General features: G+C 60.5%; 12 protein-coding genes. 6 read left to right on the forward strand and 6 right to left on the reverse strand.

The window, feature by feature from the left end:
- The first annotated feature begins 15 nt into the window (after window positions 1–15).
- From DYI22_RS11980 to hslU, 5 genes are all read left to right on the forward strand, one after another.
- The gene (locus tag DYI22_RS11980; RefSeq protein WP_323132905.1) at window positions 16–2,229 is read left to right on the forward strand and encodes a primosomal protein N'; all 2,214 of its coding nucleotides are present in this window, start codon (window positions 16–18) and stop codon (window positions 2,227–2,229) included.
- A gap of 112 nt (window positions 2,230–2,341) precedes the next feature.
- Window positions 2,342–4,027 carry an arginine--tRNA ligase gene (argS, locus tag DYI22_RS11985; RefSeq protein WP_213478302.1) on the forward strand — a complete coding sequence of 562 codons (1,686 nt, stop codon included), beginning with the start codon at window positions 2,342–2,344 and terminating at the stop codon, window positions 4,025–4,027.
- A gap of 18 nt (window positions 4,028–4,045) precedes the next feature.
- Complete coding sequence (locus DYI22_RS11990) at window positions 4,046–4,549, forward strand: SPOR domain-containing protein (RefSeq protein ID WP_213478303.1); 504 nt, start codon at window positions 4,046–4,048, stop codon at window positions 4,547–4,549.
- 110 nt (window positions 4,550–4,659) lie between these two features.
- Complete coding sequence (gene hslV, locus DYI22_RS11995; protein ID WP_213478305.1) at window positions 4,660–5,190, forward strand: ATP-dependent protease subunit HslV; 531 nt, start codon at window positions 4,660–4,662, stop codon at window positions 5,188–5,190.
- Between the two features lie 12 nt (window positions 5,191–5,202).
- Window positions 5,203–6,534: an ATP-dependent protease ATPase subunit HslU gene (gene hslU / locus DYI22_RS12000; protein WP_213478307.1), complete on the forward strand. Its 1,332-nt coding sequence runs from the start codon at window positions 5,203–5,205 to the stop codon at window positions 6,532–6,534.
- A 62-nt stretch (window positions 6,535–6,596) separates the two neighbouring features.
- On the opposite strand, the gene DYI22_RS12005 is transcribed toward hslU, so the two are convergent.
- The 3 genes from DYI22_RS12005 to DYI22_RS12015 all read right to left on the reverse strand — a co-directional run bounded on the left by DYI22_RS12005 (window position 6,597) and on the right by DYI22_RS12015 (window position 10,799).
- Window positions 6,597–7,841: a patatin-like phospholipase family protein gene (locus tag DYI22_RS12005; RefSeq protein WP_213478308.1), complete on the reverse strand. Its 1,245-nt coding sequence runs from the start codon at window positions 7,839–7,841 to the stop codon at window positions 6,597–6,599.
- 105 nt (window positions 7,842–7,946) lie between these two features.
- Window positions 7,947–10,253 (reverse strand): phosphoenolpyruvate--protein phosphotransferase, encoded by a 2,307-nt coding sequence (gene ptsP / locus DYI22_RS12010; protein WP_213478309.1) that lies wholly within the window; start codon window positions 10,251–10,253, stop codon window positions 7,947–7,949.
- Between the two features lie 30 nt (window positions 10,254–10,283).
- Window positions 10,284–10,799: an RNA pyrophosphohydrolase gene (locus DYI22_RS12015; protein WP_213478310.1), complete on the reverse strand. Its 516-nt coding sequence runs from the start codon at window positions 10,797–10,799 to the stop codon at window positions 10,284–10,286.
- A gap of 174 nt (window positions 10,800–10,973) precedes the next feature.
- Here DYI22_RS12015 and DYI22_RS12020 point away from each other — a divergent pair, with 174 nt between their 5' ends.
- Window positions 10,974–11,630 carry an HAD family hydrolase gene (locus tag DYI22_RS12020; RefSeq protein ID WP_213478311.1) on the forward strand — a complete coding sequence of 219 codons (657 nt, stop codon included), beginning with the start codon at window positions 10,974–10,976 and terminating at the stop codon, window positions 11,628–11,630.
- A gap of 147 nt (window positions 11,631–11,777) precedes the next feature.
- On the opposite strand, the gene DYI22_RS12025 is transcribed toward DYI22_RS12020, so the two are convergent.
- The 3 genes from DYI22_RS12025 to DYI22_RS12035 all read right to left on the reverse strand — a co-directional run bounded on the left by DYI22_RS12025 (window position 11,778) and on the right by DYI22_RS12035 (window position 14,496).
- Window positions 11,778–12,974: a class I SAM-dependent rRNA methyltransferase gene (locus tag DYI22_RS12025; RefSeq protein WP_213478313.1), complete on the reverse strand. Its 1,197-nt coding sequence runs from the start codon at window positions 12,972–12,974 to the stop codon at window positions 11,778–11,780.
- A 194-nt stretch (window positions 12,975–13,168) separates the two neighbouring features.
- Window positions 13,169–13,561: a glycine cleavage system protein GcvH gene (gene gcvH / locus DYI22_RS12030; protein ID WP_213478314.1), complete on the reverse strand. Its 393-nt coding sequence runs from the start codon at window positions 13,559–13,561 to the stop codon at window positions 13,169–13,171.
- A gap of 44 nt (window positions 13,562–13,605) precedes the next feature.
- Complete coding sequence (locus DYI22_RS12035; protein WP_213478316.1) at window positions 13,606–14,496, reverse strand: LysR family transcriptional regulator; 891 nt, start codon at window positions 14,494–14,496, stop codon at window positions 13,606–13,608.
- Between the last annotated feature and the right edge of the window lie 105 nt (window positions 14,497–14,601).

Consider the following 14,601-nt stretch of genomic DNA (forward strand, 5'->3'; position numbering starts at 1 on the left):
GGATACGCAAATACCGTGACAGCCTCACCCAAGCGGAATTCCAGCGTGGCCGGACAGCCGCAAGCCACGGTGCGTATTGCCCTGAACCGTCCGTTGCGGCGCCTGTTTGACTATCAGATTCCAGAGCATCTTGAACTGGAGCCGGGGCAACGAGTCAGTATCCCGTTTGGTCGGCAATCGGCGGTCGGTTTGGTCGTGGAAACCGGTGTCGAACCGCCGGCGGGCATCCGACTGAAAGCGGTGCGTTGCGCGCTTGAACACTGGCCAGCCCTGCCCGCGGAAACGTTTCGCCTGCTTAGCTGGGCCTCTGACTATTACCAGCATCCCCTTGGGGAATGCCTGTTTACCGCGCTGCCGCCGGCGCTCAGGCGGGGCCGCCCGGCCGCGGAAAAGCCGGACACCTGGTGGCAGGCCAGCGGACAGCCCGAAGCACTGCCCGCCAACGCCCATCGCCAGAAAGCCCTGCTGGCCTGGCTCGTCGCGCGCCCCCAAGGCGCACCCGCTTCCGCCATTGTCGCCGCCGGCTTCACCCGCGATCAAATTCGGACCCTGGAGCAACGTGAACTGGTGACCGAGACAGCAGCTCCGGCACGCGACCAGACTGCCCCCAACCCGACCAGTATACCCGGCCCCATACTGTCCCCTGCCCAGCAGGCGGCCATTGATGAAGTGCCGGGGCCGCAGTCCGGTTTCAGTGCCTCGCTGCTGTTTGGCATTACCGGTAGCGGCAAAACCGAACTGTATCTGCACTATCTGAAGCAGCAGCTCGACACCGCCGCTCAGGCGCTGGTGCTGGTGCCGGAGATCAACCTCACGCCGCAAACCGTGGCGCGATTCCAGCGTTACTTTGGCGACCGCATTGTGGTCTGGCATTCTGCCCTGAACGACGGCGAGCGGCTGTCAACCTGGCTGAAAATTCGCAATGGCGAGCCGGTTGTGCTGATTGGCACTCGCTCCGCTGTGCTCTTGCCGTTCACCAATCTGCGCACCATCATCGTCGACGAGGAACACGACAGCTCCTACAAACAGGGCGAAGGCTTCCGTTACTCCGGCCGCGATGTGGCCGTCTACCGGGCGCACCTGAACCAATGCCCGGTCATACTCGGCTCCGCCACGCCCTCTCTTGAGTCTTACCACAACGCACTGTCGGGAAAATACCATCTGATCCGGCTTGAAGAACGCGCCGGCGATGCCAGCCCGCCCACCATCAACCTGCTGGACATCCGCAGCCGTCCGCTGGAAGGCGGGATGTCCCGCCCTGCCCTGCAAGCCATTGAAAAGTGCCTGGCCGCTGGTCAGCAGGCCCTGGTGTTTGTGAACCGACGGGGCTTCGCGCCAGTGATGATGTGTTTCGATTGCGGGCACATGGTGGAATGTCCCCGTTGCGACACCCGCATGACCTACCATCGGCGAGACCGGGCCATGCGCTGCCACCACTGCGATTACCAGACCGCGGCCACCGAGCACTGCCCGAAGTGCCAGAGCGAGGCGTTCAAGCCGGTGGGTCAGGGCACGGAGCGCACCGAAGACATTCTGGCCAGCCAGTTTCCGGACACGCCCGTGGTTCGTGTGGATCGAGACAGCACGCAACGCAAGGGCAGCATTCAGGACATTCTCAAACGGGTAAACTCCGGCAAACCCTGCATTCTGGTGGGTACCCAGATGCTCGCCAAAGGCCACGACTTTCCCAATGTCACCCTCGTGGTGGTGGTCAATGCCGATGGCGGCCTGTTCAGCATTGATTTCCGCGCCCCGGAGCAACTGATCCAGACACTGCTGCAGGTCAGCGGCCGCGCGGGACGCGGCGAGAATCCGGGGCAAGTGCTGGTGCAGACCTGCCACAGTGACCACCCTATTCTCCGGTCGCTGTGCCAGGGCCACTACCTGACCCTTGCTGATCAACTGCTGGCGGAGCGGGAAAGCGGGCTATTTCCACCCTTCCGCGCCATGGCTATCTTCCGGGCAGAGGCCGACACCATGGAGAAATCCCTGCAGCTGCTCGACACTCTCAAGCCCAAAGCCGGCATCACCGGCATCGACGTTTGGGGGCCGCTACCGGCACTGATTGCCCGGCGGGCCGACCGGCACCGGGCTCAGCTGGTGCTGTGCTGCGACAACCGCAAGCGGCTGAATCATGTTCTGGCCTATCTGTGTCAGGAGCTGGATCAGCAGAAGCTACAAGGCGGATTGAAATGGATGATTGACGTGGATCCGCAGGAAACCGGCTGACACTCACGGGCTTTTTGCTTGCGGCCGCACTTTCCGCGATAATAGCGGCCTTCGATTCCCGGCGGTTTCCCGCCTGACACCCATTCTCCTGCAAACCGAGTCATCCGACAGCATGAAAGAGACCGTATCCGATCTGCTCCAGTCTGCATTGGCGACACTGCAATCCGAAGGCACCCTGCCTGCGGACCAGTCTTTCAGCCCGCAGGTAGGCAACACCAAGGACAAATCCCACGGGGATTACGCCTGCAACATTGCCCTGGTGGCCGCCAAGGCGGCGGGATGCCCGCCGCGCAAACTGGCAGAGGCCCTGGTCGAGCGGATTCCGGCGAGCGCTGCGGTGGAGAAAGTGGAGATCGCGGGCCCCGGGTTCATCAACTTTTTCATGAGCACTGCCAGCGCCTTCGGCGTGGTTAACACCATTCTGGAAGAGGCAGCGCAGTTCGGGCGCAATCACAGTGGCCAGGGTGAAAAGGTGCAGGTGGAATTCGTATCCGCCAACCCCACCGGCCCGCTGCACGTCGGCCACGGTCGTGGTGCGGCCATTGGCGACTGCCTCTGCCGCCTGCTTGAGGCTAACGGGTATGACGTCACCCGGGAGTTTTACTACAACGACGCCGGCGCGCAGATCAACAATCTTGCGCTGTCTGTGCAGTCACGGGTCAAAGGCCTCACCCCTGACGACGAGAACTGGCCTGCGGACGGTTATCGCGGCGATTACATCGTTGATGTGGCCAACGCCTATCTGGCGGGTGAAACCATCACCGCAGACGACCGCCAGGTGACCGGCAAGGCCGATCCGGACGATACCGACGCCATCCGCGACTTCGCGGTTGCCTACCTGCGCCGCGAGCAGGATCTTGACCTGAAAGCTTTTGGCGTGGAGTTCGACGTCTACTTCCTGGAGTCCTCGCTGTACGACGACGGCAAGGTGGACGCCACCGTGAAGCGGCTGCAGGAAAACGGTTACACCTACGAACACGACGGCGCCATGTGGCTGAAAACCACCGAGTTCGGCGACGACAAAGACCGCGTAATGCGCAAGAAGGACGGCGGATACACCTACTTCCTGCCAGACGTGGCCTATCACCTGGACAAATGGCAGCGCGGCTTCACCACCGTGATCAACGAGCAGGGTGCGGATCATCACTCCACGGTGACCCGGGTACGTGCCGGGCTGCAGGCCCTGAATGCGGGCATTCCCGCAGGCTGGCCCGATTACGTGCTGCACCAGATGGTGATGGTGACCCGCTCCGGGCAGGAAGTGAAGATCTCCAAGCGCGCCGGCAGTTACGTCACCGTTCGCGACCTGATTGACGAGGTAGGCCGTGACGCCACCCGCTTCTTCCTGGCGGCGCGCCGCGTGGATTCCCAGTTGACCTTTGATATCGATCTGGCCCGCTCCCAGACCAATGAAAATCCGGTCTATTACATCCAGTATGCCCATGCCCGCATCTGCAGCGTTCTGCGCAAGCTGTCTGAAGAAGGCGTTCACCGGGGCTGGAATGAATGCGTTGGTGACCTGTCCCTGCTGACCCTGGATGAGGAAAAGGAGCTGGCCAACCAGCTGGCGAAGTATCCGGAGCTGATTGCCAACTCCGCCGCCCAGCGCGAGCCCCACCACCTGACGCATTACCTCAGGGATCTGGCGGGCCAGTTTCATACCTACTACAACGCTCACAAGGTGTTGATCGAAGATACCGCCGTGCGTGACGCCCGCATCAGCCTCTATCTGGCGGTGCGGCAGGTGATCGCCAATGGTCTGGAACTGTTGGGCGTCAGCGCGCCTGAAGAAATGTAACACGGGATACCTCTGCACATGTCTCTGAAGTGGATACTGTCTCTGGCAGCTGTTGGCGGTTTCATCGGCTTTATCGCCTACCTTAATTCGCTGCCGGCCCCCGGCCCGGCCCCACAGGAAGCGGCCAGGCCTGCTCCGGTGGCACCGGCACCTGCGGAAGCGGAAACCGCCAGCGGCACGGAGGAGAAACAGCGCTATCGGTTCTATGAACTGCTGCCGGAATCGGAAGTGGTTCCGCCCGAAGTGGAGGAATACACCCCCGGGCCCGCGTCACAGAACTTCACCTACCTGATCCAGTCCGGCTCATTCCGTAGCCAGCAGGACGCCGAGCGTCAGCGCGCACAGATCGCCTTTCAGGGCCTGCGTGCCAGCGTACAGCGCATAGATCTGGACAGCGGCAGCACCTGGTTCCGGGTCAATGTTGGCCCGTTCACTTCCCGCAGCCAGATGAACTCGGCCGTCGACAAGCTGGTCTCCATCAACATCGAGCCGCTGGTGAGGAAAGTTCCGAAAGAGGGCTGACGGCCCTCTTTCATGACCAGCCTGTCACCCGACGCCGGCGCCCCTTGAAAAACCACCGCCTGCCTCCATAACTGCTGAATACCGTTTTTCATCAGGCAACTGGAGCCCACATGACTACCATTCTTTCCGTCAGGCGCGACGACGAAGTCGCCATGGCAGGCGATGGCCAGGTTTCCCTCGGCAACACCGTTATGAAAGGCAACGCGCGCAAGGTTCGCCGGCTCTACAACGGCAAGGTCCTGGCCGGGTTCGCTGGCGGCACTGCAGATGCCTTTACGCTTTTTGAACGATTCGAGGCCCAGCTGGAAAAACACCAGGGAAATCTCACCCGGGCTGCCGTTGAGCTGGCCAAGGACTGGCGAACGGACCGGGCTCTGCGCAAACTCGAAGCGCTTCTGGCGGTGGCCGACAAAACCGCTTCCCTGATCATCACCGGCAATGGCGATGTCATCGAGCCCGAGCAGGGGCTGATCGCCATCGGCTCCGGCGGCCCCTTCGCCCAGGCCTCTGCCCGCGCCCTGCTCGAGAACACCGATCTGAAAGCCAGTGAGATTGTGGAAAAAGGCCTGGATATCGCGGCCGACATCTGCATCTACACCAATCACAATCGCACCCTGGAAGTGCTTTCCGCCAACGACTGATTCGGAGCCACCATGTCTGCAATGACTCCCCGTGAAATTGTTCACGAGCTCAACAAACACATCGTCGGCCAGGAAGAGGCCAAGCGGGCGGTTGCCATTGCCCTGCGCAATCGCTGGCGTCGCATGCAGCTGGACGCCAGCCTGCGCGAAGAAATTACCCCCAAAAACATCCTGATGATCGGCCCGACCGGCGTCGGCAAAACTGAAATTGCACGACGCCTGGCCAAACTGGCGGACGCCCCCTTCCTCAAGGTGGAGGCGACCAAGTTCACCGAAGTGGGCTATGTGGGCCGGGATGTGGAATCCATCATCCGCGACCTCGCCGACATGGCGGTCAAGATGCTCCGGGAGCAGGAAAAGAAGCGCCATGAACACCGGGCGCTGGACGCCGCCGAGGAGCGCATTCTCGATGCTCTGCTACCGCCGGCGCGGGACTTCAAGGAAGACAGCCAGCGTACCGACGGGGAATCCTCCACCCGCCAGCTGTTCCGCAAGAAACTGCGGGAAGGCGAACTCGACGACAAGGAAATCGAGATCGACCTGCGCAGTGGCGGTGCCGGCGTCGAGATCATGGCCCCTCCGGGCATGGAAGAGATGACCAACCAGTTGCAGAGCATGTTCTCCAGCATGTCCGCCGACAAGCGCAAAACCCGCAAGATGAAGGTTGCGGATGCGCTGAAGCAGGTGCAGGACGAGGAAGCGGCCAAACTGGTGAATGAGGAGGAAATCAAACAGCGTGCGGTGCAGTCGGTTGAGCAGAACGGCATCGTGTTTATCGATGAGATCGACAAGGTCGCCAAGCGCTCAGAGAACACCTCCTCCGACGTGTCCCGCGAAGGCGTTCAGCGTGACCTGCTGCCGCTGATCGAGGGCAGCACCGTCAGCACCAAGTACGGCGCAGTGCGCACTGATCACATCCTGTTCATTGCCTCCGGCGCGTTCCATCTGTCCAAGCCGTCGGACCTGATTCCGGAACTCCAGGGCCGACTGCCCATCCGGGTAGAGCTGCAGGCGCTGACGCCGGAAGACTTCAAGCGCATCCTGACCGAGCCGGATGCCTCACTGGTGCAACAGTACGAAGCACTGATGGGCACCGAAGGCGTTAAGCTGACCTTTGCCGACGACGCCATCACCCGGATCGCGGAAGTGGCGTGGAAGGTGAACGAAACCACCGAGAACATCGGCGCACGCCGCCTGCACACGGTACTGGAACGGCTGCTGGAAAGCCTGTCCTACGAAGCTGGAGACGCCGTTACGGACGGCTTTGAAGTCACGGCGGCGTTCGTGGATGAGAAGCTCGGCGAGCTGGCCGAGGACGAGGATCTGAGCCGCTACATTCTCTGACGCGGGTTCTGCGTGATGGACGACTGTCGGTTTAGCAAGGCGAAACCGACAGTCGTCCAGCCTTACTGCGCCCTGGAGAACAGGTGCGTCACATTCTCCAGCCCACTCGCCAGCTTGCCCTTCTGGGCCTGCTTTTTCCGCCCTTTGGCAACGTACAGCGGCAACATTTCACCATAGAGACTGGTGCTGATGGTGCGTTGCTCATCTTCCAGCCGGTCACGACGCAAGCGGATACCGTAACGGGCCAGCTTCGGTTCAAGCTCATCGGCGCGCTTGAGCAAGTCACGACGGGTCATCTGATAGGCGTGCTCGCACACCATGCGCCGTGACTGGAAGCTGAACACGTTGGAGAAAAACAGTTTGGCGTCGTCCCGGGTGGGCTCGAACAGCAGAATATCCTTATCCGGATAGTCCCGCTTGTACTGGGCAATGCCCGACTGCATGCGCGAATACACCATGGTGCGGAACATCTGGGAAAGCAGGTTGGGCATGCCCGAACGGGTCAGCTCGCCGGGCTTCATGGTACCGGCACGAACCGCCGCGCTGGCATCAATCGGGACCTGAGGGTTGACCGCAAAGACCAGATCGGCGCCGTCCTCGAACGCCACTGACGCATGCAAGCCCTTGCGCAGCGTACCGTCCACGTAATAACGGCCATCAATGTTCACCGGCACATACAGCCCCGGCGACGCCGTGCTGGCCTGGATAGCTCGCGATATGGGCACATGGTCAAAGCCCGGCGCACCGAAACAGACCGCTTCGGTGCTCTCCACGTCGGCGGCAACAACGTAGAGGCTGCGCTTCAACTGACGAAAATCGTTGGTGCGGCCAAGCATGGTGAAGGCCCGCTGCAGATACTCGTGCAAGCCCTCGTTGTCGAACAGCCCGGCCGGGGCCGCCTGCGCCAGAATGGTCATGGCTTCCAGCAGGCTCTGATCGTAGGGATTGTTGATAAAGCGACGAATGGCCGTGGTCATCAAACCGGGCACCGCCAGCAGCCGGCTGCCAATTTCCCGCAACGCCGGGCGGTAGAAAACCTCGGGATGGAACGGATGCACTTCTGCTTCATTGCGCACAAAAATACGGCAAAGCTGGGCCGTGGTCATCTGATTGGCCAGGTTGGCGGCAACAAAAGAGCCACCGTTTACGCCCACATAAACGTCGATATTGTTGAAATCCAGACCGTCCAGCGCCTCGTCCAGCGCCCGTAACGCACCGATTTCGTAGATCCCGCCCAGCGGACCACCGCCGCCCAGGGCCAGCCCGATGCGGGGTTTCGATGTGATGTCAGTGGTGGTTGGGGTCATAGGCGTTCCCGATTGGAGTCCTGTGCGTTGAGTGCTAACACGTTAACAACGGATTTTAGAGTTCACACCCTATAAATACGGCTTCAAGGGCCAGCCCGCTGGCCGTTAGAGTACGGCCTGCTCCGACCGGCTCTTGCCGGAGGACCTGCCCGGGCGCAAATACCGGCCAAAGCCGGCATTGCGCAACGCCAGATCAACGCAACTTTTAATGACATGAGGCGAATCCAGTAGCAGCACATCTTCCAGCAACTGGCTCGCCCATTCACGACTGACACTGCGGATAACCGATTTGACCTTGGACAGACTGGCCGCGTTCATCGACAGCGAGTCGTAACCCATGGCCATCAGCAGCAGGGCGCCGCCGGGGTCACCGGCAAGCTCGCCGCAGATACCGACCGACTTGCCCACCGAATGGGCGTCCTGGGCGATGCGCACCAGCGCCTGCAGCACCGCCGGGTGATAGGAATGATAGAGCTGGGCCACGCGCGGATTATTGCGGTCCACCGCCAGCAGATACTGGGTCAGATCGTTGGAACCAACCGACAGGAAATCGACGCGGTCCGCCAGTTCACGAATCTGATAGACCGCCGCAGGAATCTCGACCATCACCCCCACTTTGGGCATGTGGATGTCGTACCCCTCCTCGCGGACCTCGTGATAGACGCGGTAAATCAGGTGGAGTGATTCCTCCACTTCGGAAATATTACTGATCATCGGCAACATGATCTGCAGATTATTCAGGCCTTCGCTGGCCTTGAGCATGGCCCGCACCTGCACCAGGAAGATTTCGGGGTGGTCCAGGGTGACCCGGATCCCCCGCCAGCCGAGGAAGGGGTTTTCCTCCTCGATCGGAAAGTAGGTCAGCGCCTTGTCGCCGCCAATGTCTAGGGTGCGCATGGTCACCGGGCTGGGAGCAAAGGCCTCGAGCTGCTCGCGGTAATATTCCCGCTGCTCCTGTTCCGAGGGAAACCGGTCCTTGATCATGAACGGCACTTCGGTGCGATACAGACCGATACCTTCGGCACCGTGGTTCAGGGACCGGACCACATCGGTCATCAGCCCCGTATTCACCAGCAGCGAGACCCGGTGGCCATCGGTGGTTTCGCAGGGCTTGTCCCGCAGGACCTCCAGCCCCTTGATCAGCTCGTCTTCCTCGTCGCAGATTTCCTGGTAATAGGCGCGCAGGTCCTCGGAGGGAGAGGCGAAAATCTGCCCCTCAAAGCCATCCACGATCAGATCCCGGCCATCGAGCTGGTTCACCGGAATATCCACCAGCCCCATCACCGTGGGCACCCCCATGGCACGGGCGAGAATGGCCACGTGGGAGTTACTGGAGCCTTTCACCGACACCAGACCGACCAACTGCCCCTTGGGCACCTCCCCCAGCATGGCCGGCGTCAGTTCCTCACTGACCAGTACGGTGCGCTCGGGATAAACGAGGTCTTTCTGCTCGCCCTCCTGCAGATGCGACAACAGCCGCCGGCCCAGATCGCGGATATCCACCGCCCGCTCTTGCAGGTAGTGATCATCCATCATTTCGAAGTGGCGCACGTACTGCTGCACCACCTGTTTCAACGCACCCTGGGCCCAGAACCCTTCGCGGATCTTGTTGGCGACTTCCCCGGGCATGGCGTCATCACCCAGCATCCGCAGGTAGACATCAAACAGCGCCTGCTCTTCCGGGCGCAATTGAGATGCCAGTCGGGCCGCCACTCGCTCGATATCCTCGCGTACGGCGGTCACCGCGCCGCCAAACAGCTCCAGCTCCAGATCAATATCGTCGGTGGGCTTTTCCGGCACCACATCCAGATCCGCGGCGGGATAGACCACCACACCCTTGCCCAGCGCCACGCCGGGGGCACCGGGCACACCGTTGAAGCTGACGTCCTTCGCCTCCTCACCGGTGAGCGAGAGGCCGCTGATGGCGCCGGTCGCTTCGCTGTGGGCAATGACGCCAGCCAGTTGCGCGGAAACAGTAACAAGGAATGCTTCCTCGCCTTCGTCGAAGCACCGAGAGCTTTCCCGTTGCTGAACGACCAGCACCCCGAGCACGCGGCGATGGTGAATGATGGGGACGCCGAGGAAAGAGCGGAAGCGCTCCTCCCCCGTTTCGGGGAAGTAACGATAGCGGGGATGCGAGGGAGCGTCTTCCAGGTTGATCGGCTCTTCACGGGAACCCACCAGACCCACCAGGCCTTCGGAATAGGCGAGACTGACCTGCCCCACCGCCTTGCGGTAGAGGCCTTCGGTGGCCATCAGAATATAACGGTTGGTAGCCGGGTCCAGCAGGTAAACGGAGCAGACCTCGGTGCCCATGGCTTTCTGCACCCGCGATACGATGATATCCAGCGCTTCCTGCAGATCGCGGGCGCTGTTCACCTCTTGTACCAGATTTCGCAGTATGCTCAGCATGGCGGTTTCAGCCCGTCATTTCTGTTGATCCTATTTGCGCCGGTTCTGCTCGATGCGGTGCCACTGTTCCATGTTGTAGAACAGTCGCGGTGCGAGCTCTCTCAGCGCACGTCTGTACACTTCGCGTTTGAACGAGACCACCTGCCCCAACGGGTACCAGTAACTCACCCACTGCCAGCCGTCGAATTCCGGCGAATCGGTGCCGTCCACGCGCACTTGCGCATCCGGCGATAACATCCTCAGCAGGAACCATTTCTGTTTCTGTCCCACACAGACGGGGTGCGAGTTGTGTCGCACCATCCGCCGCGGAAGGCGATACCTCAGCCAGCCCCGGGTGCAGCTGATGATCTCGACATCCGCCGCACTCAAGCCCACTTCTTCCCCCAACTCCCGATACAACGCGTCTTCCGGAGACTCGTTGTGTTTGATACCGCCCTGAGGGAACTGCCAGGAGTCCTGCCCTATTCGCCTTGCCCAGAGAACCTCGCCCCTGTGGTTGGCCAGAATGATTCCGACGTTGGGTCTGAAACCGTCTGAGTCGATCACGGCACAGTCCTTATAAAAGTCGGTGGACCAGCGCAAAAATTCACCGGTCGGATTTGTCCAAGTTGCTCTCATTCTTACAGAATCCCAAGGGTTCGGCAAACGAAGCCGTCACCTGAACGCCGTGGTAGACTGTTGCCTTTCCCGCAACCCCTGCCAAGACCGGAGGTAACACCTTTGACGCTCGCAATCTTTGACCTCGACAACACCCTGCTCGCCGGAGACAGCGACCACGCCTGGGGAGAATTTCTGGTGGAAGAGGGCATTGTCGATGCCGAGGAATACCGCAAGGCGAACGACCGCTTTTACCAGGAATACCTCAACGGCGAACTGGATATCCTGCATTACCTGGGCTTTGCGCTTCAGCCTCTGGCAAAGCACGGAATGGAAGATCTGCTTGCCTGGCGGGAACACTTCATGGAAAAGAAAGTGCGGCCTATGCTTCAGGACAAAGCCTTCGAACTGCTGGAAAAGCACCGCAGCGAGGGCCACACCCTGATGATCATCACCGCCACCAACCGCTTCGTTACCGAACCGATTGCAGAGCTTCTGGGGATCGAGCACCTGATCGCCACCGATCCGGAATTGGTCAATGGCCGCTACACTGGCCAAGTCGCAGGGGTTCCCAGCTTTCAGGACGGAAAAGTCACCCGCCTGAACGACTGGCTGGCCTCGCAAAGTGAGACATTGGAGGGCGCCTGGTTTTACAGCGATTCCCACAACGACGTGCCCTTGCTGAAACAAGTCGCCAACCCGGTAGCGGTTGATCCGGATCCGACGCTGGAGAAACTGGCTTTGGAGAAGGGATGGAAAGTGATGTCTCTGCGGGATTGACCACCGAGCTCTGGGCCCTTCAGCGGGTACAGTGCTCCGGGATCGTCAAAAACAGGGATGTTTTTGTCGAGCGTACAGGGACGTATTCACAGCGTATCCCGGAGCACTGTACCCGCTGAAGGGCCTCCGCCAAGCGTTGAGGGAAGTCTAAAAAAATCCCGTTAACGAACGAACAAAACAGGATTTGATGTAATCCGTCTCGGGAATACCCGGAATCACCGGATGGTCCGGCGCCTGATGGCCCTGCTCCAGCAACTGGACGAAACGGTCAATCTTGCGACCGCTGCCGCGGATGATATCGACCAGCTTGTCCTGGGACAGATGCATCGAGCAGGACGCGGAAATCAGCAGACCGTCCCGCTCCAGCAACCGCAGCCCCAACTGATTCAGTCGCGCGTAGGCCTGCTCACCGGCTTTCTGGTCACGACGACGGGGGATCAGTGCCGGCGGGTCCAGCACCACGATATCGAATTTCTCTTTTTCATCGGCCAGCGCCTTCAGCGCCTCGAATGCATCCCCCTCAAGGGTTTCCACATTATCCAGACCATTCAGCCGGGCGTTGTGGTGCACTGAATCAATCGCCGCCCCGGAGCTGTCCACGCAGGTGACCTGCGTAGCGCCGGCACAGGCCGCCTGGAGCCCCCAACCGCCAACGTAACTGAACACGTCCAAGACCCGCTTGCCCGGCGCATAGGCCTGCAGGCGCTGGCGATTCATTCGGTGATCGTAGAACCAGCCGGTTTTCTGGCCGCGTTCCAGCGGCACTTCAAACCGCACCCCATTCTCTTCCACCTTCAAAAGACCGGTCTCCGCACCGTGGGCCTGCTCGACATAGGTGTCCAACCCTTCCACTTTGCGCATCTTGCCGTCATTTTTCAGGATGATCGACGAAGGATGGGCCAGACGCTGAACCGCGCGAACAATCGCCTCTTTCATCAGCTCCATACCGGCAGTGGAGATCTGCACCACCACCGTGTCGTCAAACCGATCAATCACCAGCCCGGACAGCCCGTCACTGTCACCGAACACCCAACGATAGAACGGTTTATCGAACAGCCGCTCCCGCATCGCCAGCGCCGTTTCCATGCGCTGAGTCAGGCGCTGGGGCGTCATACCGTGACTGGCGTCCCGGCTGATCAGACGCCCGCAGATCAGTGCATGGGGATTTACGAACACCGTACCCAGGGGTTTGTCATTCGATGCCCGCAACTCCGCCTGCACCCCGGCTTCGAAACCCGCTAAAGGCGACCGGCGGGTATCCACCTCGTTGCTGTAAACCCAAAGGTGACCGGCTTTGAGCCTGCGCTCTGCGCCTTTGCGGAGATAAAGGACGGGGAAATTCATAACGGCTACCTGGTGGAGTACGAAAAGGGGGACGGATTATACATGAGCATTGGAAGCCATCGCTGCATTCTGAGGTCTGAGTCGGCCGGCCCTCCCAAAACTGTGCGGAGCCATGGATGGCGGAGCCCAAGCGCCCCATGGACGGGCTTGAGCGTGTTTTGGGAGGGCCGGCCGACTCAGACCCTGCACGGAGCCTAACTTTCGGCAGCTACATGCTCAGAATAGGCCGCAGGATCCATCAACCCATCCAGCTCGCCCTTGTCTGCCAGACGCACCTTGAACAGCCAGCCGTCACCGTACGGATCTTCATTCACTTTCTCTGGCTCGTCTTCAAGCGCCTCATTCACCTCGATGACCTCGCCGGTGACCGGGCTGAACACGTCCGAAGCGGACTTGACCGACTCCGCCACGCCAGCTTCCTCGCCGCCGGTTACCGTCGTGCCGATATCAGGCACGCCAACATAAACCACATCCCCCAGTTGTTCCTGGGCAAAATCGGTTATGCCAACGGTCGCGGTACCGTCGTCGGAAATGCGAACCCACTGATGGGTTTCGATGTACTTAAGATCTGCGGGTATATCGCTCATGATTGGATTCCCTGTTGATTTTTGGCGCAGTTTAACCGAAGACGCTAATGCCAGCGAACCCCTCGCGCCAGGTTCATGAACGAATTCAGGTAATCCACCTCACGATCCCGCTCACGAAGGCCCAGAAAGATCTGTTTCGGAATACCCGTTTTACCCAGCCGAACCGGGGTTATCGGCATTCTCTCGCCATACTCTTCCACCAGCCAGCGCGGCAAGGCCGCCACGCCCCGGCCCGCGGCGACCATCTGCAGCATAATGTCGGTGGTTTCGATGGTCTTGTGTCGGGCCGGGCTGGCATGGGCCGGCAGCAGGAAATGGGTGTAGATATCCAGACGCTCCACCTCCACGGGGTAGGTAATCAACGTCTCCTCCGCCAGATCCGCCGGCTCGGCCCAGGCTCTGGCCGCCAGGGTATGATCACTGGCGACCACCAGCACCTGCTCATAATCAAATACCGGCTCGAAGACCAGGCCGGGCCGATGCAGCGGGTCCGGGGTCACCAGAAGATCAATGTCGTGCCCGAACAGCGCGCCAATGCCACCAAACTGAAAGCGCTGCTTCACATCCACATCCACCGTCGGCCACTCCTCCAGATACGGCCCCACCACCTTCAGCAACCACTGGTAGCAGGGATGGCATTCCATACCGATGCGCAGTGTGCCCCGCTGCCCCCGGGCAAACTGCCCGATCAGCATTTCTGCATGCTCGAACTGCGGTAATAACCGCGTCGCCAGCGACAGTAAGTACTGACCCGCCTGAGTCAGCCGCAACTGCCGCCCCTCCCGCTCCCACACCGGCGTACCCAGTTGCAGCTCCAGTTTCTTGACCGAATGACTCAGCGCCGACTGGCTCAGATGGAGCGCTTCTGCCGCTGCGGTCAACGAACCCTGACGCTCAACTTCCCTGAGAATTTCGAGATGATTGCGCTCGATCATGACGTCCGACACCCACCTTCATGTGAAAATATTTCATGGATTGGTGAAATATTACCATTATTCCTCATGAATTTGAGCCGGTAACCTTGATGACTCTTCCTGAAG

The sequence above is a fragment of the Marinobacter lipolyticus genome (assembly GCF_018424605.1).
GTDB lineage: Bacteria > Pseudomonadota > Gammaproteobacteria > Pseudomonadales > Oleiphilaceae > Marinobacter > Marinobacter lipolyticus_B.

Coding starts and splice junctions, on each gene's coding strand:
- ptsP (WP_213478309.1), bottom strand. CDS start 10,253: ATGCTGAGCATACTGCGAAATCTGGTACAAGAGGTGAACAGCGCCCGC.
- DYI22_RS12025 (WP_213478313.1), bottom strand. CDS start 12,974: ATGAATTTCCCCGTCCTTTATCTCCGCAAAGGCGCAGAGCGCAGGCTC.
- argS (WP_213478302.1), top strand. CDS start 2,342: ATGAAAGAGACCGTATCCGATCTGCTCCAGTCTGCATTGGCGACACTG.
- DYI22_RS12005 (WP_213478308.1), bottom strand. CDS start 7,841: ATGACCCCAACCACCACTGACATCACATCGAAACCCCGCATCGGGCTG.
- hslU (WP_213478307.1), top strand. CDS start 5,203: ATGTCTGCAATGACTCCCCGTGAAATTGTTCACGAGCTCAACAAACAC.
- hslV (WP_213478305.1), top strand. CDS start 4,660: ATGACTACCATTCTTTCCGTCAGGCGCGACGACGAAGTCGCCATGGCA.
- gcvH (WP_213478314.1), bottom strand. CDS start 13,561: ATGAGCGATATACCCGCAGATCTTAAGTACATCGAAACCCATCAGTGG.
- DYI22_RS12035 (WP_213478316.1), bottom strand. CDS start 14,496: ATGATCGAGCGCAATCATCTCGAAATTCTCAGGGAAGTTGAGCGTCAG.
- DYI22_RS11990 (WP_213478303.1), top strand. CDS start 4,046: ATGTCTCTGAAGTGGATACTGTCTCTGGCAGCTGTTGGCGGTTTCATC.